This window comes from Trinickia sp. (assembly GCF_051961175.1).
In the GTDB taxonomy this organism is placed as follows: Bacteria; Pseudomonadota; Gammaproteobacteria; order Burkholderiales; family Burkholderiaceae; genus Trinickia.
Window position 1 is genome coordinate 12,879 of the sequence record NZ_JBQCDN010000192.1, and the last position, 22,443, is coordinate 35,321.

At 63.5% G+C, this 22,443-nt stretch carries 15 protein-coding genes and 1 pseudogene; 5 read left to right on the forward strand and 11 right to left on the reverse strand.

All coding sequences use genetic code 11. The annotated features are described in order from the left end of the window. Nucleotides 1-5: 5 nt before the first annotated feature. The 7 genes from ACTHL0_RS11200 to xdhA all read right to left on the reverse strand — a co-directional run bounded on the left by ACTHL0_RS11200 (nucleotide 6) and on the right by xdhA (nucleotide 9,496). The gene (locus ACTHL0_RS11200) at nucleotides 6-962 is read right to left on the reverse strand and encodes a LysR substrate-binding domain-containing protein (RefSeq protein WP_440566820.1); all 957 of its coding nucleotides are present in this window, start codon (nucleotides 960-962) and stop codon (nucleotides 6-8) included. Nucleotides 963-1,006: 44 nt separating this feature from the next. Then, a complete protein-coding gene (locus ACTHL0_RS11205) occupies nucleotides 1,007-1,648 on the reverse strand; it encodes a DsbA family protein (protein WP_440566808.1) in 642 nt (213 codons plus the stop codon). Nucleotides 1,649-1,743: 95 nt separating this feature from the next. After that, the gene (locus ACTHL0_RS11210) at nucleotides 1,744-3,291 is read right to left on the reverse strand and encodes a TAXI family TRAP transporter solute-binding subunit (protein ID WP_440566821.1); all 1,548 of its coding nucleotides are present in this window, start codon (nucleotides 3,289-3,291) and stop codon (nucleotides 1,744-1,746) included. A 65-nt stretch (nucleotides 3,292-3,356) separates the two neighbouring features. Beyond that, a complete protein-coding gene (locus tag ACTHL0_RS11215) occupies nucleotides 3,357-4,472 on the reverse strand; it encodes an NADH:flavin oxidoreductase/NADH oxidase (protein WP_440566809.1) in 1,116 nt (371 codons plus the stop codon). A gap of 360 nt (nucleotides 4,473-4,832) precedes the next feature. Beyond that, nucleotides 4,833-5,393, reverse strand: a complete 561-nt coding sequence (xdhC, locus tag ACTHL0_RS11220; protein ID WP_440566810.1) for a xanthine dehydrogenase accessory protein XdhC — start codon at nucleotides 5,391-5,393, stop codon at nucleotides 4,833-4,835. Further along, nucleotides 5,390-7,804, reverse strand: coding sequence for a xanthine dehydrogenase molybdopterin binding subunit (gene xdhB / locus ACTHL0_RS11225; protein WP_440566811.1), 2,415 nt, complete (start codon nucleotides 7,802-7,804; stop codon nucleotides 5,390-5,392). The genes xdhC and xdhB overlap by 4 nt, the downstream gene beginning before the upstream one ends. A gap of 132 nt (nucleotides 7,805-7,936) precedes the next feature. Next, a complete protein-coding gene (gene xdhA / locus ACTHL0_RS11230) occupies nucleotides 7,937-9,496 on the reverse strand; it encodes a xanthine dehydrogenase small subunit (RefSeq protein WP_440566822.1) in 1,560 nt (519 codons plus the stop codon). 293 nt (nucleotides 9,497-9,789) lie between these two features. On the opposite strand from xdhA, the gene ACTHL0_RS11235 reads away from it, so the two are divergent. The 3 genes from ACTHL0_RS11235 to ACTHL0_RS11245 all read left to right on the forward strand — a co-directional run bounded on the left by ACTHL0_RS11235 (nucleotide 9,790) and on the right by ACTHL0_RS11245 (nucleotide 13,323). Continuing rightward, complete coding sequence (locus ACTHL0_RS11235) at nucleotides 9,790-10,995, forward strand: MFS transporter (protein WP_440566812.1); 1,206 nt, start codon at nucleotides 9,790-9,792, stop codon at nucleotides 10,993-10,995. A 233-nt stretch (nucleotides 10,996-11,228) separates the two neighbouring features. After that, nucleotides 11,229-12,623 (forward strand): selenium-binding family protein, encoded by a 1,395-nt coding sequence (locus ACTHL0_RS11240; RefSeq protein ID WP_440566813.1) that lies wholly within the window; start codon nucleotides 11,229-11,231, stop codon nucleotides 12,621-12,623. A 58-nt stretch (nucleotides 12,624-12,681) separates the two neighbouring features. Continuing rightward, nucleotides 12,682-13,323: a hypothetical protein gene (locus ACTHL0_RS11245; protein WP_440566814.1), complete on the forward strand. Its 642-nt coding sequence runs from the start codon at nucleotides 12,682-12,684 to the stop codon at nucleotides 13,321-13,323. On the opposite strand, the gene ACTHL0_RS11250 is transcribed toward ACTHL0_RS11245, so the two are convergent. From ACTHL0_RS11250 to ACTHL0_RS11260, 3 genes are all read right to left on the reverse strand, one after another. Then, complete coding sequence (locus ACTHL0_RS11250) at nucleotides 13,215-14,378, reverse strand: DUF6396 domain-containing protein (protein ID WP_440566815.1); 1,164 nt, start codon at nucleotides 14,376-14,378, stop codon at nucleotides 13,215-13,217. The genes ACTHL0_RS11245 and ACTHL0_RS11250 overlap by 109 nt on opposite strands. A 156-nt stretch (nucleotides 14,379-14,534) precedes the next feature. Further along, nucleotides 14,535-15,839: an SEL1-like repeat protein gene (locus tag ACTHL0_RS11255; RefSeq protein ID WP_440566816.1), complete on the reverse strand. Its 1,305-nt coding sequence runs from the start codon at nucleotides 15,837-15,839 to the stop codon at nucleotides 14,535-14,537. A gap of 3 nt (nucleotides 15,840-15,842) precedes the next feature. Continuing rightward, a complete protein-coding gene (locus ACTHL0_RS11260) occupies nucleotides 15,843-17,780 on the reverse strand; it encodes a phospholipase D-like domain-containing protein (RefSeq protein ID WP_440566817.1) in 1,938 nt (645 codons plus the stop codon). A 723-nt stretch (nucleotides 17,781-18,503) separates the two neighbouring features. Here ACTHL0_RS11260 and ACTHL0_RS11265 point away from each other — a divergent pair. Both ACTHL0_RS11265 and ACTHL0_RS11270 read left to right on the forward strand, forming a co-directional pair. Next, complete coding sequence (locus tag ACTHL0_RS11265; protein WP_440566818.1) at nucleotides 18,504-21,362, forward strand: type VI secretion system Vgr family protein; 2,859 nt, start codon at nucleotides 18,504-18,506, stop codon at nucleotides 21,360-21,362. Beyond that, nucleotides 21,359-21,712: a hypothetical protein gene (locus ACTHL0_RS11270; protein ID WP_440566819.1), complete on the forward strand. Its 354-nt coding sequence runs from the start codon at nucleotides 21,359-21,361 to the stop codon at nucleotides 21,710-21,712. The genes ACTHL0_RS11265 and ACTHL0_RS11270 overlap by 4 nt, the downstream gene beginning before the upstream one ends. Before the next feature lie 141 nt (nucleotides 21,713-21,853). On the opposite strand, the pseudogene ACTHL0_RS11275 reads toward ACTHL0_RS11270, so the two are convergent. Continuing rightward, nucleotides 21,854-22,443, reverse strand: a pseudogene (locus ACTHL0_RS11275) (alanine--glyoxylate aminotransferase family protein); the annotation flags it as partial.

The window sequence follows — 22,443 nt, forward strand, 5'->3', positions numbered from 1 at the left end:
CGCGCTTACCTCTGCTCTTCCCGCCGACGAGAGCGCACAGCCAACTGCGCCGAAACCTCACCGACAAGCCCACGCAACCACGCAATGTCATGCGGCCGGTCCGACTGCGGATGCCACATCTGATAGCACTTGATCCGCGGAAACGGAATCGGCGCTTCGCGCACGGCCAACGGCAGCATGCGCGCATAGTGCGTAGCAAAGCGACGTGTCGTAGTAAAGATCAGATCCGAGTGAAGCAGCACTTGCGGCACCAGGCCGAAATACGGCAGCGTCGTCACGACGCGTCGCGTCACGCCCGCTCGGGCAAGACCGATCTCGATGGCGTTGCGCCGAGCACCGCTGTACGGCGTGGGCGCGAGATGCGCCGCGGCAAGGTACGCGTCGAGCGTCAACGGTTCATGCGCGAGCGGATGATCGCCGCGCATCATGCACACCACCGTATCGCTGAACAAATCGCTGCGCTCGAACCGCGTATCGGGTTTCGGCCAATTGCCCACCACGAGATCCAGTTCGCCCGCATCGAGCGCCGCCTCATGATCGAGCGCCGGATTCAGCGAATCGATCTCGAGCCGCGCTAGCGGCGCCGCCTCGCGAAAACGCGCAATCAGCGTCGGCATGAAAAAGTCGTTCAAGTAATCGGGCGCGGCGATACGGAAGACGCGCCGGGTCGCCGCCGGATCGAAGTTGCCGTGCGGCGTGGCGACGAAGTCGACATCGCGCAACGCGCGTTGCGTCGGCCCGAGCAACGAGGCGCCGAACTCGGTCGGCACCATGCCCGTCTTGCCGCGCACGAGAATCGGATCGTTCAGCATCTCGCGCAGCTTGCGCAACGCCGTGCTGATCGCCGGTTGCGTCTGGTTCAAACGCAACGCTGCCTGCGTCACGCTGCGCTCGGTCAGCAGCGTGCGCAGCACGCGCAGCAGCCAGACATCCAGCCCGTCCGCACTGCGCGCTTCGTCGATCGGCCACTGCGCGCCGGGACCCGCTTCACGGCGTGTCGGCTGCGTCACGAAGCCAACCCGCCAGGCAGCGCGCTCACGCGCTTGACCTCGGGCGATTCGAGCCAGCCCGGCGAACGCGCGCAATAGAGCACCATCGGCAAGGCGTCCTCGCCCCAAAACAGCTGGCGATGGAGCCGGAACGTCGGCACGCCGAACACGCCGAGTGCCAGTGCATCGTCGAAGTTGCGCTGCAAGCGCGCCTTCGTGTCGGGATGTTCGATCAACCGTTCGCCATGCGGCAAATTCAGCAGTTGGCACAGGTCGGCAAACCCGTCCGGCGTAGACGGATCACGTCCGTCACGCCAGATGAAACGGAAAATCGAACACACCGTCGGGACGTCCGCTTCAATCGCGGCGGCCAGCAGCAGCGCCTTCGTCGAATCGAACGGGTGCGCAGGCGGCATCTTGAACGGAATCCCCAGTTGCTCAGCACGGAACAATGCATGGCGATGGGTGAACATCCGCTTTTGCGGGACCTCGTTCGTGGGGCGCTGTCCCCAATGCCGGTAGAGCGCATAGACGGAAATCGGCACGAGCGTGAATGGCATGCTCGGCCATTTGTCGTGCTGTTCGAGCAGCAAGTACGAAAACGGCGACACGAAATCGTAGAACCAAAGCGGCGAGGCCGCGTCGATCGGTTGAGTCATGACAATCTCCGGTTGATCCGGTTGCTGCTCGTCGTACTGTACGGTGCCTGGTGCTAAGCCTTGCGAACGCCGTTTTCGCGCCTATGTGCTGCATCTTACGCGCCGCTCGCCTCCGTGTCCGTCTGCGAACGCTCGTCGTACGCTTGTGTGAGTCTCGCGCGTACGAATCCAATGTGCTCGCGCAGCACGTAGAACTGGTCGGCATAGGCGAGCGGCATCTTGAGCCGGTTCACCGCCCCTTCGATCTCGACCAGCTTGCCGAACGATGCGGCCCGTTCCTCGTCGGTCGCTGTGTCGTCGAGTGCCGAGCGCTCGATCGCGATCAGCGCCCCGTACCAGCGATAGATGCGCGACTTCACCCGCCATTCGTACAGCGAAGGAATGAGCTTCGCACCTGGAATCAGGACGACGACGATCGGCACCAGCAGCACGATCAGACGATCGGCGAGACTGGCCAGCCAAAACGGCAGCACGCGGTACAGGAAGCTTTTGCCCGATTTGTAGTACCGCGCAGCATCGTTGCTGATCGGAAAATCGTGCATGACGGGCGACGGAAATTCGCCGGCGTTTTGCAGCAGGTTCGCGCGGCCGTGCACCTCCTTGGCCGCTTCGATCAGTAGATCGGAGAGCGCCGGATGCAGGGAGTCGCGCGCGACGAGTTCGGCCGTCGGCGCAATGGTATGCACTGGCGCGGGAGGCAAGTTCTTGCCGAGATCGAAGGCGCCCATCGGCAACTCGATGTCGGTCAGATAGGGAAAGCGGCGCGCGTAGGCGCGTGCCTGCGTGAACGAGAACAAGCGCACGCCGGGTGTGCGCAGCAGCCTGGCCATCACGGGCGGCTGCGCCGAATCGCCGGCGAGAAACGCCGCATCGATCTCGTGCGCGGTCAACGCATGGGCTGCCGCTTCGCCGGTGAGCGGCAGCAGGGTCGTGCCGCCGCCGGGGGTAATGCCGTTCTGCTGCAGCAAGGCGAGCGCCAGCGCGCGCGTCCCGCTGCCTTCGGGGCCAATGGCGATGCGCTGCCCGGCAAAGCCCGACAAGCGCGTGCGTTCGTGCCCCTCGTAGAAGATCACGAGCGGCACGTATGACACGCTGCCGAGCGAAACCAGGTGTTCGGCAGGCGTCGTGCTTGCCGTGCTTGCCGTGCTTGCCGTGCTTGCCGTGCTTGCCGTGCTTGCCGGTTGGGAAGCAGTGGCCGGGAGCGCGGACGCCGGCGCATCCGAGCCCGAGGCCACGCTCGCCGCCGCGGTACTCGACGCGCTCGCTGCCTCCGCCGCCGAGGCGGGCAACGCAAGCGATACGCCGCTCTGAACGAAGCCGACGTCAACCGATTCCTTCGAATCGGACAACCGCTCGAGGTTTTGCAGCGATCCCGCCGACGGCAGTATCTTCAGTGTGATGCCGTTACGGGCGAGGATCGTCTTGTAATGCTGCGCCGCATTCCAAAACGAGCTGCCGGGCGGCCCGGCCGAAATCGTCAACGTATTGGGCGGCGCGGGCTGGATCAGCCGAATCGCGAACCAGATCGCCGCGGCCGAAATGAGGACGATCGGCCCCATCGAGACAGCGAGATCACGCCAGGAAACGGCAATCACGCGCGCGACGAATCGGGGCGGCCGCGGCGGACGCAACATGCTCGACATCTTCGGCATGCGAGGCAGCCGCGGCTTGCGCGGCGTGTGGTGGTTATTCGATTGATCCGTCATCTTCAACGCTGCCCGAACCCGGCTCCAACAAATAGATCCTTATACTCGCGCGGCTGCGAGCGCCAATATTGCTTCGGCGCATGCACTTGAGCGCCCAGCTTCGCGGCCGCATGCCACGGCCAACGCGGATCATAGAGCATCGCTCGCGCGAGCGAGACGGCGTCCGCCTCGCCATTGGCAATGATCGCCTCGGCCTGCTCGGGCTCGGTGATCAGCCCGACTGCGATCGTCGGCAAGCCCACTTCCGCCTTCACGCGCTGAGCGTACGGCACCTGATACCCCGGCCCGAGTTTGATCGCCTGTTCCGGCGAGACGCCGCCCGTCGTCACGTGGATCGCAGCACAGCCGCGCGCCTTCAGCGCCTGAGAAAGCGCGACCGTACCCTCGACATCCCATCCGCCCGGCACCCAGTCCGTTGCCGAAATCCGGGCCCAGACGGGACGTTCGGCCGGAAACGCGGCGCGCACCGCCTCGAACACTTCGATCGGAAAGCGCATGCGGTTTTCAAGGCTGCCGCCGTATTCGTCGGTGCGGTGATTGGCGATCGGCGAAAGGAACTGATGCAGCAAATAGCCGTGGGCGGCGTGGATTTCGATGCCGTCGATGCCCAGCCGCGCCGCCCGCTTCGCGGCCGCCACGAAATCGTCGCGCACTTTGTCGAGACCGGCCCGATCGAGCATCACGGGCGGCTCCTCTTCGATGGCGTGCGGCACGGCCGAGGGTGCGACCGTCTTCCAGCCGAGCGGCTGATCCGAACGAATTTGCGCCCCGCCGTCCCACGGCGACTGGCTCGATCCTTTACGCCCGGCATGGCCGAACTGCACCGCGACGGCGATCGGGGAATAGGTGCGGATGGCTTTAAGCACGTGGGCCAGCGCCGTTTCGTTTTCGTCCGAGTACAGGCCGAGATCACTCGCGGAGATGCGGCCTTCGGGCGAAACCGCTGTGGCTTCGAGGATCAACATGCCGGCGCCCGACAGCGCGAGCTGGCCCAGGTGGATCATGTGCCAATCCGTGGCGGAGCCCCCCTCGGCCGAGTACTGGCACATCGGGGCGATGACGATACGGTTGGATAGCGCAAGCTTGCCGATGGTCATCGGCTCGAACAAACGGCTCATGAGAGGGTCCTCGATCGGTTGACGCCGCCGCAAGGGCGAGCGGGCGGAGCGCGGACAGGCATCGGCGTACAGTTGGGACCGGCCATGACCGGCCGCGCGCAAGGCCCGCTGCGCAACGCATCGCCGTGCAGCATAAGGGATACCGACGAAAAATGGTGCGCCGGCGCTCACGCGGCGCCGATAAGTTGCGCGGCGAACGGAGAAAGGCGAACGGGCGGCGTCGCACTTGGGACTTGGGGAACGATCGGTGCGCATCGGGCGTCGACAGTTCGAAGTCGACGCCGAGCGCTCCGGTGAAACCGCGGAAGCGTTTGGACGAAGCTCGTGCGTCAAGGGGCGGCGAGCCGCCCCTTGCCCGTGCTAGGCGTGCACCGGTGCAAACGCTCCGCGTGTACGGGGCGCCAGCGCCGCCAGCCGCGAACGAACCTGCATCAACTGAGCACAGACGGCGACCGCGATCGAGGATGGCGCCTTGTCGACGATCCCGGAGACCCCGATCGGACACACCATTTCATGCAGCCGCTGCGGTTCGACACCGCGCTCGATCAAGCGACGCTCAAACTTCACGCGTTTGGTCTTGGAACCGATCATGCCGAAATAGGCGAAGTCATTGCGCCGCATGATGTGCAGGGCTAGCGAGAAATCGAGCGCGTGATTGTGCGTCATGACAAGGAAGTACGCCCCGGGGGGCGCGGCATCGATCACCGCTTCGGGCGTATCGGTCGCCTCGATCTGGACGTTCGCCGGTACTTCATCGGGAAAGCACTCGTCACGCGCGTCGACCCATTGGACGACGCAGGGCAGCGTGCCCAACAACGTGACCAGGGCATGGCCGACGTGCCCGGCGCCGAATAGCACAACATGCAGCGGCGGCGTGCCGGCGGCCGGTCTCGGGGCCGACGCGAACGAGCCTTCGTTCATACCAGGGCTCCCGCACCCGCCGCGCTTGCCGCGCCCGCCGGATCGCGCCGCGCTCGTGCCGCACGCACGGCCGCGACCGCTTTCAAGATCTCCTCGGCGGTGGCCGGCGCGTTCAAAGGCGGGTTCGCTTCGTAGTCGCCGACGCTCGCCACGGCGTCGCGAATCGCGAAAAAGACCGAGAACGGCAGCAGCAGCGGCGGCTCGCCAACCGCTTTCGAGCGGTGGATGCTGTCCTCGGCGTTGCGATTGTCGAATAGCCGCACGCGCAGATCGGGCGGGCAGTCGTTCACGGTCGGAATCTTGTAGGTGGACGGCGCGTGTGTCATGAGCTTGCCGCCCGCGTTCCACCAAAGCTCCTCGGTCGTGAGCCACCCCATCCCCTGGATGAAGCCGCCTTCGACCTGGCCGATATCGAGCGCCGGGTTGAGCGATGCGCCGACATCGTGCAAGGCGTCGGCGCGCAGCACACGCATCTCGCCCGTCAGGGTGTCGATCACCACTTCCGATACCGCCGCGCCGTAGGAGTAGTAGTGGAACGGCCGGCCTTGCAGCTTTTGTTGATCCCAGTAGAGCTTGGGCGTCGCATAAAAGCCGTCTGACCACAGTTGCACGCGTGCGAGATAAGCCTTGGCGATGACGTCCTCGAATCGGAGAGCGAGTTCGCCGACATAGATCGTGTCGTTTTCGAAGACGACATCGCCCGGCTTCACCTTGCCCTCGCCGAAATGATCGGCGGCGAACGTCGACAAGCGCTCGCGCAGCTGGCGGGCCGCGTCCTGAGCGGCCTTGCCGTTCAAATCGGAGCCCGTCGAAGCGGCCGTCGCCGATGTATTGGCCACCTTGCTCGTATCGGTGGCCGTCACGCGCACGCGGGCGTACCCGACACCGAGTTCGTGCGCGACCACCTGCGCGACTTTGGTGTTGAGCCCCTGCCCCATCTCCGTACCGCCGTGATTCACGAGCACGGAGCCGTCCGTATAGATGTGCACGAGTGCGCCAGCCTGATTGAAGTGCGTGACGTTGAACGCGATACCGAATTTCACGGGCGTCATCGCAATGCCCTTTTTCAGGATCGGGCTCGTCGCGTTGAATGCGCGCACGTGTTCGCGGCGGCGGTGGTAGTCGCTCGTGGTCACGAGTTCTTCCACGAGTTCATGGATGACGTTGTCCTCGATCGTCTGACCATAGGGCGTCACGTTCCGCTCGTGCTTGCCGTAGAAATTGCGCCGGCGCACGTCGAGCGGATCGAGCTTCAGCGACCGCGCGATGTTATCGATGATGTATTCGATCGCGAACGCCCCTTGCGGGCCACCGAAACCGCGAAAGGCGGTATTCGATTGCGTATGGGTCTTGCCGCAGAAACCGGCGATGTCGACGTTGGGCAACCAGTAGGCGTTATCGAAGTGGCAGACCGCACGCGTCATCACGGGGCCGGACAAATCGGCCGAGAAGCCGCAGCGCGAAGTCATATCCACCGAGACGCCTTCGATGACGCCATCGTCGCCGTAGCCGACCTCATACCGATAGTGAAAATCGTGGCGCTTGCCCGTGATCAGCATGTCGTCGTCGCGGTCCGGGCGCAGTTTCACGGGGCACAGCAGCTTCCAGGCGGCGATCGCCGCGCAGCAGGCGAACATCGCCGATTGCGATTCCTTGCCGCCGAACCCGCCGCCCATCCGGCGGCATTCAATGAGCACGTTGTGCGAATGCACGCCGAGCGCATGGGCGACATGGTGCTGCATTTCGGTCGGATGCTGCGTCGAACACCAGACGTGCATGCCGTCGTCGTCCTTCGGTACCGCGTAGGCGATCTGCCCCTCGAGGTAGAACTGCTCCTGGCCGCCCAGCAGCAGTTCGCCGGCATCGCGGTGCGGGGCATGCGCAATCCTGGCCGCGGGTTCTCCGCGGGCCAGCTTCATCGGCGGCAGCACGGATCGGTTGGCCGCCCGCGCCGCTTGCGCCGTCAGCACGGCCGGCAGTTCTTCGAATTCGACCTTCGCGCGGCGCGCAGCCAATCGCGCGGTGTCGTGCGACGTCGCCACGACGATGAACATCGGTTGCCCAACGTATTGCACGAGGCCGTCGGCCAGAATCGGATCGTCATGAATGATCGGCCCGCACTGGTTTTCACCGGGGATGTCGTCGGCCGTGAAAACGGCCACGACGCCCGGCGTCGCACGCACGTCGTCCACATTCATCGACACGATCTTCGCGTGCGCCTTCGGCGACATCCCCAGCGCGGCGTGCAGCGTGCCGGCGACAAGCGGAATGTCATCGGTATAGGTGGCGCGGCCGCTCACGTGCAGATGCGCGGATTCGTGCGGACGCGATACGTGAACTTGACGAAACGCCGCACGCTCGCGCTCGTCGCGAACGAGATCGGTGAAAAACGGTTCGGCTTGCTGGTTCATTGTTGTCTCTCTGACTGCGTTTCCGGGCTCTTTTCCCGGCGCGCTCTACGCTTGCGTTCGCTTGTGCTCGCTATTGCTCGCTTTTGCTCGCTTGTGCCGGTGCGCCGGGCCGGCGGCTGCGGGCGGATTGCCTCAGGCGGGCGTCTCGAGATCGACGAGCCGCACGTTCAACGCTTGCGGCGGCAGCGGATCATGCGGACGCGTCTCGAGCCAGAAGCGATAGAGCAGGTTTTGCGCGGCCTGCAAACGGTAATCGCTCGTGGCTCGCATATCGGACAGCGGCGCATAGTCCTGGGCGAGCGCCTGCATCGCCGCTTGCGCCGTCGCTTCGTGCCAGGCTGCATCGGCCAGCACACTTTCCGCGTGTGCCGCCCGCTTGGGCGTCGCGGCCATCCCGCCGAACGCGATGCGCGGCGAGCGGAGGGTGTCGCCGTCCGCAAGGTAGGAGAAAGCGGCGCACACGGCCGAAATATCGGAGTCGAAACGCTTCGACACTTTGTACGTCCTGAAGCGCAACGCCTCGCGCGCGCCCGTGCGCGTCGGCACCTTCAGCGCCGCCACGAACTCGTGCTCGGCCATGTCCTTCTTTTGGTAGGCGACGTAGAGATCTTCGAGCGCCAGCTCGCGCTCGACTTCGCCGCCGCGCAGCACCACGCGCGCACCCAATGCGATCAGGCCCGGCATCGAATCGCCGATCGGCGAGCCATTCGCGATATTGCCGCCGAGCGTGCCGGCGTTGCGGATCGGCAGCGACGCGAATCGCTTCCACATTTCCTCGAGTTCCGGATAATGGCGCGCCAGTTCCGCGTAGGCGCGTTCCACCGTCACACCGGCACCGATCTCGATCCAGTCGGCCGACGTTTCGATCCGCTGGAGTTCCACCACGCGGCCGATGTAGACGATGTCGCCGAGCGCACGCATCTGCTTGGTGACCCACAAGCCGATGTCGGTGCTGCCGGCCAACAGACGCGCCGCGGGCCGCTCGGCCTTCAGCGCCGCCAGCGCATCAATCGAGCGCGGCGCATCGAACGCTTCGCCGCCGTGCTCGTAGTGGAACGTGTCGTCGCGCTGAATCGTCGCCAGCGTCCGCGACAGCGCGGCCACATCGATCGGCGCCTTCGGGGCTGGCAGGTCGAACATGCGTTCGCCGGCCTCGATGATGGGGCGATAGCCGGTGCAGCGGCACAGGTTGCCCGTCAAGGCGTCGGCGATCTCCGCACGCGATGGTGCGCAGATGCTGCCGCACGCGGTGCCGCCCGCCCCGGCGCAGGACGCCGCATCCGCGGGCGCGGCGCCTTCACCGCCATGCTTGCGGTACAGCGCCCACATCGACATGACGAAGCCCGGCGTGCAAAAGCCGCATTGCGAGCCATGACAGTCGACCATCGCCTGCTGCACGGGATGCAAGGAACCGTCGGGCTGGCGCAGATCCTCGACAGTGAACAGTGCCTTGCCGTCCAGCGTCGGTAGAAACTGAATGCAGGCGTTGACGGCCGAGAACCGCAGGCCACCGGCCCCATCGGACTCGGCAACGACGACGGTACAAGCGCCGCAGTCACCTTCGGCGCAGCCCTCCTTGGTGCCGGTGCATTGCACGTCCTCGCGCAGGTACTGCAAAACCGTACGCGTGACGGGCGCGTCGCGCACTTCGCGGATGGCATGGCGATGATAGAAACGGATCGATTGGCTCATGGTCGTGGAAAGCGGAACGCCGGAAGACACGTTCGTTTGTCGATTGTTTGTCGTTGATCGAAAACTAACACCACCAATATGCGCCACCCATAGGGCGCTTCGCATGTCGCTCATATTCGCCCACCGATATGCCGGCGTGCGCGAGCATTTGTCCCCGTTTTTACGCGTGTCAGACATGCTGCACTGCAAAGAAACCGGTCCCATGTCACAATACCGCCTTCAGCCACACGGTCGGCCTGGCTTCAAGTCTGGTTTTCCCTTGCCTCGCCACCGCACTGCTCTTGCCTTTGCTCATGTCTGCCGCCTCGCCCGCTTTATCCGATCGCGCCGCCACGGCTCAGATTGTTCCGATCGTCTTCTTTACGTTCATCTGCTACCTGATCATCGGGTTGCCGTTGCCCGTGCTGCCCGGCTTCGTGCAAAGCCAACTGGGCCTGGGTTCGGTGCTGGCCGGTGCGGCGGTCAGCGTGCAGTATGCTGCGACACTCTTTTCGCGGGCGCATGCGGGCCGGTTTTCCGACACGCTCGGCCCGAAGCGCACCGTCGCGATCGGCCTGACGGCATGCGGCGTCAGCGGGGCCCTGCTCGCGCTGGCCGTGGCGTGCCACGCATGGCCCGGCGTGAGCCTCGTCGTGCTGGTCGCGAGCCGGTTCGCGCTCGGTTTCGGTGAAAGTTGCGTCGGTACGGGGGCGATTCTCTGGGGGATCGGCCGGGTCGGCGCCACGCACAATGCGCGTGTCATCTCCTGGAACGGCATCGCCACGTATGGCGCTCTGGCGATCGGCGCGCCTGTCGGCGCCGCGCTCGATCACATGATCGGGCCGTGGGCGCTCGGCGTCGCGACGATCGCGCTCGCGGCCATCGGCTACGTGTTGGCGCGCCGGCTCAAAGGCGTGCCGCTCGTGCACGGCGAGCGCATGGGCTACGCCAGCGTGTTCGTGCGCGTGCTGCCGCATGGCGTGGGGCTCGCGCTCGGGACCGCGGGCTTCGGCTCGATCGCGACGTTCATCGCGCTCTATTACGCGGCGCGCGGCTGGCCGCATGCGGCGCTCGCGTTGACGCTGTTCGGTTCGTTTTTCGTCGGTTCCCGGCTGCTTTTCGCGAATGCGATCCGCACCTATGGAGGCTTTCGCGTCGCCGTCGTCTCGTTCTCGTTCGAATGCGCGGGCCTTGTCACCCTGTGGCTCGCCAGCGCCCCGCACGCCGCGCTCGTCGGGGCCGCAGTGACGGGCTTCGGCTTCGCGCTCGTGTTTCCGTCGCTCGGCGTCGAAGCCGTGGAACTCGTGCCGCCCGCAAGCCGCGGCGCCGCGCTGGCCGCTTACTCGGTCTTCTTCGATCTTTCGCTCGGCATCATGGGGCCGCTCGCCGGCTTCGTGGCGGGGGCATTCGGCTACCCGTCGGTCTTCTTTGTCGCAGCCATCGCCGCAGCCGCGGCGGCGATGCTGTCGCTCACGCTCTACCTGCGCCATACGCGCAGCCGCAGTATGGCGGCCGCATAGGGCCCGCGGCGCCCGGCACATTGGCCGTTTTTTCGTTATTCGCAATATGAATTAGGGGCGCGACGGAAGATTCATACCGGTCATTAAATAACAACCCCCAGAATTGATAGGCAAGATTACGCCAAAGATTTGCCTTTCAGGTTCCTTAATTCTTATTCCTTTTCGTTTCTTGCCTTTTCCTTCGATCGGCCTCTAGGATATTTGCTTCGCCCCATAACAAGAGGAAGAGGCTCATGTCGTCCTGGAAACCCGATCCGACGTTCTACCCTTCCGCACGTCTTGCGGCCGAGGCCCCCAAGGAAACGCTGGCCTACGTCGCCAGCTTCGATCCGACGCGACGCATCCCGGACGAACTCGCCGTCGTCGATCTCGATCCCAGCTCGACCGATTACGGCAAAATCGTGGAACGCGTCGCCATGCCCAATACCGGCGACGAATTGCATCATTTCGGCTGGAATGCGTGCAGTTCTCACCTATGTCCCAATGCGCCGCATCCGCATTCCGAACGCCGCTATTTGATCGTACCGGGCCTGCGCAGCTCGCGCATTCACGTACTCGATACGAAACCCGATCCGCGCCGTCCGCGCATCGTCCGCGTGCTCGAACCCGACGAAGTCGCGCGCAAATCCGGCTACACGCGGCCGCATACCGTCCACTGCGGCCCGCAGGGCATCTTCGTCGTCTCGCTCGCGAATAGCGAGGGCGATGCGCCCGGCGGCATTTTCCTCATGGATCACGACACGTTCGACATTCGCGGCCAATGGGAGATCGATCGCGGCCCGCAGCGGCTCGCCTACGACGCCTGGTGGCATCTCGGTTACGACACGCTCGTCTCGAGCGAATGGGGCTTGCCGGCCACGTTCGAGGGCGGCCTCGTGCCCGAAATCCTGCTCGGCGGCCAATATGGCCACCGCCTGCACTTCTGGGACTTGAATACGCGCAAGCATAAGCAAACGATCGACTTCGGCGAGGAAAACCAGCTCGTTTTCGAATTGCGGCCCGCGCACGATCCCACGAAGGCGCACGGCTTCGTCAATTCTGTCATCAGCTTGAAGGACCTCTCGGCTTCGATCTGGACGTGGTATCGCGAAGGCGATCGCTGGGCGGCACGCAAGGTCATCGAAATTCCAGCCGAACCCGCCGATCAGGCGCTGCTGCCGCCGATGCTCAAGCGCTTCAGCGCCGTCCCGCCGCTCGTGACCGATATCGCGCTCTCGCTCGACGATCGTTTCCTCTACGTCGCCTGCTGGGGCACCGGCGAAATGCGTCGCTACGATGTTTCCGATCCGCATCATCCCGAGCTCGTCGGCTCGGTCCGGATCGGCGGCATTGCCGGGCGCACGCCCCACCCGAACAGCGGCAATCGGCCGTTGAACGGCGGGCCGCAGATGGTGGAAGTGAGCCGCGACGGCCGCCGCGTCTATTTCACGAACTCGCTGTACGGTGCGATCGACGAGCAGTTTTACCCAGATGGCATCGACGGTTGGATGGTCAAGCTCGATGCGCCGGAGGGCGGCGGGCTCGCGTTCGACCGGGAGTTCTATCTGGAATGGCCGAAGACGCATCGGCCACACCAGATTCGGCTCGAAGGCGGCGATGCATCGTCCGATTCGTACTGCTATCCGTGAACGGGCCGATACGGAGGGCTAGTGCGCGGCGGGCCGTCTTCGTCAATGAGGCACGACGATGAGTTGGGGCATGGAGGCAAGCGGCGCGGCGCCTTGGCTCGCCGTCGTCGGCAGCGGCGTCTTTCATGGCGTCAATCCGGCGATGGGTTGGCTGTTCGCCACCGCGCTCGGGCTACAGCGCAAGAGCCGCACGGCCCTCGTGGCGGCGTTGCCCCCGCTCGCGCTCGGCCATGCCGCTTCGATCTTCGCCGTTACGTCGTCGGCCCTGGTACTCGGGCTCGCGCTGCACGCGGCATCCCTCAAGATCCTTGCCGGGATCGTCCTGCTCGGATGGGCCGCCTACCACTTGCTGTACGGCCATCGGCATCGCGTGCGCGTCGGGATGACGGCGGGCGCGGCCGGGCTCGCGATGTGGTCGGCGGCAACCGCCACCGTGCATGGCGCGGGACTCATGCTCGTGCCCGCGTTGATGCCGATCTGCGGCGTCGCGGCCAAAACGGGCTTGGCCGGCACGCTAGGGCCGGCCGCACTCGTCACGGTGGTTCATACGCTCGTGGCATCGGTCACGAGCGCGGCGATCGCCTTTGCCGCCTATGAGTATCTCGGCCTCGGGATGTTGAGGCGTGGATGGATCAACTTCGATTGGATATGGTCAGGCGCACTGGCTATAACGGGCGCGGCGCTGCTGGCGCTCGCGTGAGCGCCAGACTGCCCAGACACCTCGTTCTGCGACACATGTTCGGCTTTCGGCAGCGGCAGGCCCGTTGCAGGATCGAGGTTTTTCGCTTTGGCTAGACGCCCGACCAGCTCGTCGGACGGCGTCGGAGGTGGTACAGCCGCGGCCCGGTCTTTCTCCCATTGGAACGTGCCGTCCCACGGCGGGAGCACGGCCGGTGGCAACGGCACGATCTTGTCGATGTCGGGGACTTTCGGATTCCGGCCGTCGTTGTCATCGAGGAATTTGCCGATCAACTTGTAGCGGTGCGAACGTTCTGGATCGCGCTGCACACCAATATAATCCACCCGATCACACGGGGATGGGCCGTTAAACCCCTGCTCGAGAAAAGACGCCGCCAGTCTGTTTCCCGCGCTGGCGCCCTGCTGGAACGCCTTGACCCCTTCGTCATAGAGCTTATCTGTCGTGAGATCAATGCCCAACTCAAGTGCCGCCCTGCTATGCCCCTGATCCGCCGCGCATCGCCACATCTCCCGCGCGACCTTCGGTGCCTTGTCAATCGGGAACAGAAGTTTGCCGACGTAGTACTGCCCGTCCGGGCTACCTAAATCCGCCGCCTTGCGGAAATAGCGCAGGGCCGCCTCGCTGTTCTGCTTCAGACCATAGCCGACTTCGAGATAGTGTCCGATATCGTAGTAGCCGCCCGGCACCCCCTCTTTCACCAGTTGCACCGCCAAGTCAATCGCCTCTTTCGGGGCATCCGGCGAATGGGCCAGCTCGACCGAGACCAGTTCCTGAAGGTTGCTGTTCGCCTTGTAGTGACCGTGCGCCGCTGCGATCCGGTAATACCGCGCGACGTCGTCGAAGTCCTTTGGGCCGTCCTGTGTTTGCAGGTAGCGGGCGTACTTGAACAACTGATCCGCCTCGGGATCGAGCGGCGGCAGATGGTCCGCTTGGTGCACGCAGGTAAACGCGAGATTCGCGCGCACGTCGGTCAGGCTCGGTAGCGAAGACAACGGGTTCTTGGTACAGGCGCAGGCGAAGCCGGCCAACAGGGCAATCAGAATGCCTTTTCTCATGAGTCGATTCGCGGAGGTGCGTTTGGGCGGGCGGTCAGGAAGGGAGCGCGCCAGCGCTCATGCGTGGCGTGGCGCGGATCGGTTCGACAAAGCGCGAGCCGATCCGTTAGGCCCGCGCCGCGTAAGCGGCAGGCCCGCTGCGACAATCCCTGCCCGTCACGCTTCGCTCAGATACCCAGTCAGCCTCCATGACACTTGTACCGTCTGCTTGCGCACGCCCATCCACGAATCGAGCCATTCAAACGGGCGTGGCATGTAGACCGTCAGCATTGGCAGTTCCATTCCCTTGCGGAAGCGGTGCTCCGTGTCAGCGACCATCCCCTTTGCGAGACTCGCCCGCCATACGCCGTCTTCCGGGCACGGCTCGCCAGTGCGCGCGATCGTGCCGATCGGCTGCCGCATAGGCGCCTGTTCGGGCGCCTCGTTCTGCGACACGTGTTCGCTTTTCGGCAGCGGCAGGCCCGTTGCCGGATCGAGGTCTTTCGCTTTGGCTAGACGCCCGACCAGTTCGTCGGACGGCTTCGGAGGCGGCACAGCCGCTGCCCGGTCTTTTTCCCATTGGAACGTGCCGTCCCACGGCGGAAGCACGGCCGGTGGCAGCGGCACGATCTTGTCGATGTCGGGAACTTTCGGATTCCGACCTTCGTTGTCATCGAGGAATTTGCCGATCAACTCGTAACGGCGCGAGCGTTCCTGATCACGCTGCAAAGCCATGTAATTTAGTTGATCAGACGGGGGCGGGCCGTTAAACCCATCTTCGAGAAAAGACGCCGCCTGGCTGTTTCCCGCGCTGACACCCTGCTGGAACGCTTTGACCCCGTCGTCATAGAACCCGTCCGTCTTAAGATCAATGCCCAGCTCATCCGCCGCCGTGCCGTGCCCCTGATCCGCCGCGCATCGCCACATCTGGCGCGCGATCTTAGGCGCGTTGTCGACCGGGAACAGAAGTTTGCCGACGTAGTACTGCGCCTCCGGGCTACCCAGATCCGCCGCCTTGCGGAAGTAGCGCAGCGCCGCTTCGCTGTTCTGCTTCAGACCATAGCCGGCTTCGAGATAGTGCCCAATATCGTAGTAGCCGCCCGGCACACCCTGCTTAACCAGTTGCACTGCCAAGTCAACCGCCTCTTTCGGGGCATCCGGTGAATGAGCCAGGCCCGCAGAGACCAGCTCCTGAAGGTTGCTGTTCGCCTTGTAGTGGCCATGAGCTGCCGCGATCCGGTAATACCGCGCGACGTCGTCGAAGTCCTTCGGGCCGTCCTGCGTCTGCAGGTAACGGCCGTATTTGAACAACTGATCCGCCTCGGGATCGAGCGGCGGCAGATGCTGGGCTTGGTGCACGCAGGTAAACGCGAGATTCGCGCGCACGTCGGTCAGGCTGGGTAGCGAAGACAACGGGTTCTCCTTTGATGTACAGGCGCAGGCGAAGCCCGCCAGCAGAGCAATCAGAATGCCTTTTCTCATGAGTCAATCCCAGGAGCTGCGTGTGGGTGAGGTGGTCAGGAAGCCCACCAGCGATGCAATCGGAGCTAGCTTCTTGCCTTGATTCTGGGTGTTCTGCGAAATAACCTTGCCCCACTCCTTGTACGCCTTCGATATATCATCCTGCGCGCCTCGATTTTTCGTATGCAGCCCCCACAATTGCTTGCGCAGCGCCGAAGTCGCCTCGCCATGTTCATGGCAGATATTCAATTCACTGTCGACTTCCATGCTGCGCCGGTTGACGTTGGCAGAGCCGTGCGTCGTGAAGACATCGTCAACGATCATTAGCTTCTGGTGGATGTAGACGTAGTCCCACTTCTGACCTGCCGGCGTGTCCGGGGCCACCAATGTGCAGATCAGCACCTTCAGGCCGGGCATATCCTGCGGCGGTATCAGATCCTTATCTCTCGTTAGACCGTCCGGATGTTCTTTCACCCGTTCCCGCGCCTGCCTCACTTGATCGAGTTGCCGCTGCTCTTCGCCTTCCTTGAACTGCCGGTCCTGGAGGTACGCCCCAAGCCCCTGCATCTGCGAGAAATCCACGCCCTGCGTCATCAGGCGCTGGTCGGCGGCCCGTTCGTCGGCAAGCTGGGTCTCAAGCGTCTTTTGCTGGTCCGGGAGTTCCAGCGCCGCGACCCCGGGCATCCGATCTCCGTACCCCAACGCGGAAAGCATCTGATACGTGCCGACCGTCCCCTTCCCGATACCGTCTTCGTTTGAGTTCGTGACGACGAATAGATAGACCGGCCCATGCTTCCCGGGACTACGCCCCCCCGCGAGCTGCGCGTTCACGTTTTTCCGCAGCGCGTCGACCACCGGCATGTACCGGAGATACTGGTTCTCGATATAAACGAAATTCGTCGCGTTGTTCACCGCCTGGAGGTACAGCTTGCTGATATCCCGCGTTCCCCCCTTGGGGTGCTGCGACTGCGTGCGCAGAATCTGCGCCATGACCGGCGTGCCGTGTTCCGGGCGCAGTTTCAACCGGCAGGCCAGCGCCGAGCGCGCCTGACCAAGCTTCTGGCCGGTCGCATCGTCCCATGCTTGGCAGAAATTCTCGTTCAAGTCTTCGAGGATCGGCCCCGTCACCTTCGCGGACATGTCCTGCCGCGGATGCAGGCCGCTGCGTCCCATTCGCGGCGCCATCCGCAGATAGGTGTGATTGTCCCGGTCCCAGTATTCATCGAGCGTGTTGTGCCCCATCACAAACCCGATGGCCTGTTCGGGAGCCTCGTAGTCGACCAGCACCATTTTCTGGTGATGCGACGGCTCGCCCGTCATCGCGGCGGTATTCTCGGTTCTCATCACGCGGGCGCCAGCCGGTCCGCTCAGCCAAGTGCGATATGCGATCTCCCCACGCTCCCACAGGTTGAAATCCCGCGTCGCGAATTCGATGTTTTTCAGCGGCTGCAACTTGCGGCTGCGAAGCGAATCCACTGCCCGGTCCGTGAGCACGCCCGGAAAAAACGCCGTCGTTACCGTTATCGCCCTGTCCGCCAGACCGTGCGCGGTCACGTTGTTCAAGTTCGCCCGATGGTACCAAAGCCAGTCGTATTCCTCCTGGGCATGGGTGCGGCCGTCCTTCGCGGCGGTCGCAAGCCCCGTCGGCCCATGGTTGCCGGGCATCATGTCCTCGGACGTGTGCGAGAGGTTGAAAAAATCGCTCCACACAAGCAGCCGCACCTTGACGCCCTGTTCGCCTTTCGTGGCCAGCAAGTCGCCGATCGACGGCGAGCCCGCCCCGTCAGTGCCCCGCTTGAAGTACATCGACGGCTGGAAACCCCAGCACAAGATATCGATGCTGTGCTGCGCCCCCATGATCGCGTCGAACACCGCCCCGAACGTCTTTTCGCCGTTGACGAGCGGCAGATACGTGGCTTTCGCGGGATCATATTCGCTCTGCTGCACGAACCATGGCGACATGAGCCTCGCGCTGTGCGTGCAAGTCAGCGCGAGCGGCGTGGTAATGGTTCGAGTAGTCTGTCCTGTCATATGTCGGTCGGTGATCCGTTTCGAGCGTCCGCGTTGGGGTTGGAAAGGCTGCCGTAGTTCTGCCCGTGCACGGCGCGGCCGAAGCCGGCTACATCGGCCACCCTTCATAAAAATTGGGTCGCGTTGGTTTCTTAGGCTGCGGTTGGTCCCAGGGCGATAGGCGGCCGGTGCGGGAATCTCGCGCATGGAGCGACTCCCCTTTGGGAAAGGAGAGGAGGGTTTGCAACCGGTTGTGCTGTATGCATGCCCGCCACTATTTGGCGGAGGCCCTTCGGGAAAAATGGAGTACCCATCGGCACGTCTTTTTATGTCTGCGTTATGACCGGCAATTTTACCGAACGTCACGCGCCGGGAATACGGGAAAGTGCGAGAAATAGTTCAATCCGGAACATATTTCCCGAAAGCAACTTACGCCGGATGATGTGGTAAATATTACCTTACCCCACACCAATTCGGCATGGAAACAATGCGTGGCGGCGTCTTAACCCATTCGGCCGCGCTTCCAGCTTGAACTGCGAGGCTGCCGGAATTGCAGATCTCGCGCCGGATAAATTTGAGCCGATTCGCGCGCAATTGGTTTTCCAATTTGCCTCCCCCGTCTCATTCGGTAAAATCTCACGCTTCCGCGAATAAGCCCAAAAAGAAAACAGACGCATGCAACTTACCCGAATGATCGAGGCCATCCGAAGTGGGATGCTCCAGCATGGCCGGCTGGTGAAGCTCGATACCCCGTTGGGCCCGGATTTTCTGCTGCCGCAGCGCGTCTATGGACGCTCTCGCATCGGCCGCAATTACGAACTCGTCGTCGACGCCGTTCATGTGTCGAGCACGTTCCGCCCGCGCAAGTTGATGGCGCAGCCGGTCACGTTATGGATCCAGCAAGACGACCGCTCCTATCTCCCGCATCATGGCTATGTCTCGTCGGTGACGCGGCTCGGATCCGATGGCGACTTGCATGCGGTTCAATTCACGATCACATCGTGGCTGCATTTCCTGCACCTGCGCAGCGACGCGCGAAATTGGCAAGACGCGACCGTTGAAGGCATTTTGAGCGATGTCTTCTACGAACATAGCCATGCCCGAGGCGCGTTTCGCTTTGAACTGACTCGCTCGCTACCTGCGCGTTCGTTCGTCCAGCAATACGAAAGCGATTGGAATTTCGTGCACCGTTTGATGGAAGAGGAAGGGCTGTTCTTCTATTTCGAACAAGCGAAGGACGGCCAATCGCACACGATGGTGATCGTCGATGACGTCAGCGCATTTCCACAAGCCAACGCCGGAAAAATTCCGCTGTTGCGCAGCGATGCGCGAATCGAAAGAGACGGTTTTACTCGATGGGAAGAAATAGACGAACTCCATAGCACGCAGCACACCACGCGGACATCGGACTACAAGCGGCCGGCTTCTGCCGCCTGGCCGAAAGGAACGAGCGTGTCCGCGACAGGTGCCGATAGCTTGCCGTGGCAAGCCGAGGTGTACGAATACACCGGCGCATATACGTTTCTCGACCGATACCGCGGCGATGCATTGTCGTGGATTCGCGTGCAGCAGTGGGAGTCGGCCGCGCAGCGCGTGCACGGCACCGGCAACATACGGTGCCTCGATGCGGGCTTGTGGTTCGAGCTGACTCGCCATCCGGAGCGAGGCGGCCGAGATTCGGACCAGCAGTGGCAGTACATCGCCATCGAAACGGTCTGGGGTATCGAGAACAACCTGCCGGTGTCGTTTGCGACGCGCGATGTCGCGCGCAGCCTGAAGGCGTCCATCGAGGCGCTGAGAGCCGAGCACGGCGGCGAGCCCGATGCGCTTGCGGTACGGCATGCAGATGGCGGTATGGGCCTATTCGTGGTGCAAGTTGAGGTGCAGCGCAAGGCATTGGCTTACCGCAGCCCGTTCGAACATCGCAAGCCGGTCATGCAGCTCCAGACCGCGACAGTCGTGGGACCGGACAACGAGGAAGTCTTCACCGATTCGCTGAACCGGATCCGGGTGCGCTTTCATTGGGATCGGCTCAACGGCGATACGCCGCGCGCGAGTTGTTGGGTACGCACTGCGTTCGCGGATGCGGGGGGCGGCAAAGGGGCCGTTCACGTGCCGCGGGTGGGTGAAGAGGTACTGATCGGCTGGGAAAGCGGCGATTGCGATCGGCCCATTGCCATCGGTCGCGTCTACAACGGCGCGAATCAGCCGCCCTGGCATACGAACGGGATCTTGTCGGGCATCCAGTCGCGCGAGTATGGCGGCCAGGGCTACAACATGCTCGTCATGGATGACTCGACGGGGCAGCCGCGACTGCAATTGGCCAGCAGCAGCGCCAGCGCTCACGTTCACTTGGGCTACCTGATCGAGCAGACCGGGAATCGGCGCGGGGCGTATCTCGGCAGTGGGTTCGACGTGAAAGCGGATACCTACGGCGCGCTGCGCGCCGGGCGTGGCTTGTATGTATCGACGCACCCGATTGCCGCTCAACCGCTCGATGCACGACCAGCCAATAGCCAGCTCGTGAACTCCGTGAATGTGATTCAAGCCCTTTCCGATGCGAGTACGCAGCATCAGGCCGAAGACATGGCGCCGGGGCACGATACGCTGAAGTCGTTCACCGACGCAACCAAGCACACGATGTCCGGCGTCAACGCGGGTGGCCGCACCGCGGGCGGCGGCACCGGCGAGGCCAACGCATTCGGCGAGCCGATCATGCTCCTCGCCAGCCCGAGCGGCATCGGCTTGGCGACGCAGCAATCGGTGCACGTCGCGAGCAATGCACACACCAACATCGTGAGCGGACAGAACACGCATCTGGCGGCCGGGCGTTCGCTGATCGCAAGCGTGGCCGAGAAGCTGAGCCTGTTCGTGCAGAACGCGGGCATGAAACTGTTCGCGGCGAAAGGCAAGATCCAGGTGCAAGCGCATAGCGACGACGTCGAGATCTCCGCGCAAAAGGCGATTCGGCTCGCCTCGGTGACCAACAACATCGAAGCGGCGGCGAAGGAGGAGATTTTGCTGACGGCGGGCGGTGCCTACATCCGGCTGAGCGGCGGCAACATCGAAATTCATGCGCCGGGCAAGATCGATGTGAAGGGGGCGCAGCACGTGTTTGGGGGCCCTGCGCAGATGAGCGTCGATCATCCTGCGTTCCCCACCAACATGCCGACTACGCCGCTGATGTTGAACGTGGCGGGGTCGCCGTCCGCGAGCACCTATGTGCCCGCTGGGATGCCCTACAAGCTGTTGGCCGACGGGGCGACGGTCAAGCAAGGCGTGCTCGACGCCAGCGGGCAAGTTCCCGTCGATCACCACGTCACCACGCAGAAGTACAGCTTGCAGCTCGCCAATGGCATCACGCACGAAATTCCCGTCCCGGCCGCCTATCGCGATGCGGCCAATGGTGCGCTCGCGAATCAGGGGTTTCATTTTCATGAAGGGCTGCCGGGCACCGAAGCCGCGGGAACCGATCGAGCCGTGCATCGGCAGAACTACGCCGATTTGCTGAGCGGCGATACGGAGAATCAATGAGTGAAATTCAAGAGCGCGGGCTCCGAGACGCATTCGGCTGGCTGTTTGCCACGCGCCCAGGAGCATTCGCGCTTGGGTTTATTCTACTCATCTTGAGCGTATTGCTTGGGGTGACCGTTGCTATCGCAATCGACGAGACGTTCTCCGTGAATGAGGATTCACTCTGCGTGCTGCTGCTTGGATTTGGATTGTGCGTCCCACTTGTGTGCGTGTTGACCTTGATGGCGGATTCGCGGTGTGCCCATCGGGTGCGTTGGCTGCTTTCGGGCTGGGCAAGCGCCATGGTCGGAATCCCGCTGGCCTTGATCATCATCTGCCTGACCGTTGCGGATGGCCTCCCACACGGCTGAGCTTCGTCCGTGAAGCTCAGCCGATGGCGTCGCCCGACGATGCTCCCCCGTGGGGCGGCGCCTAGGCAACTCATCACATTTCGCGACGCTTTCCGGCACCTTGAGCGCCGACCATCGCACGACATCTCAAGGACCGACCACTCACCGCCCCCGAGCGTTTTCCGACAACGAATGTTCAAGCGCCGCGACGCCGGCCGGCAGATCGACGCGCGCCCCCAGTTCAACCATCGTGCGGCCGAGCGCGTGCAGCGTGCGAAACAGATTGTGCTCGCGGCATTGCTCGCCCATCTGCCCAATACGCACGATCGGCAGTCCGAACGAACCCGAGATCTCCACTTGGTGCTGGCGTGAGATATGACCGCAGACGTCGGCGGGGCTCAGTCCTGCAGGCGTCGAGATGCCGACGACCGAATTGAGCCGGCAAGGCTCGGGCGCAAACAGCTCCAGCCCCATCGCCGAGACGCCCGCTTGCAGCGCCAGCGAGCAGTTGAGGTGGCGTGCAAAGCGCTTTTCAAGCGTTTCAGCGCAGACGAGCCGCAATGCTTCATGCAACGCGAGCACGCCCGAGACGGGCGCCGTATAGTGATAGCCGGCGTTGTGCCAGAAGTTTTCCGCGAGCGAAGCATCGAGGCACCAATGCGCCCCAGGCTGCTTGCGGGACTTCATCCGCTGCCACGCCGCTTCCGAGAACGCAATGAGCGACACACCCGGAATTGACGACAGCCCTTTTT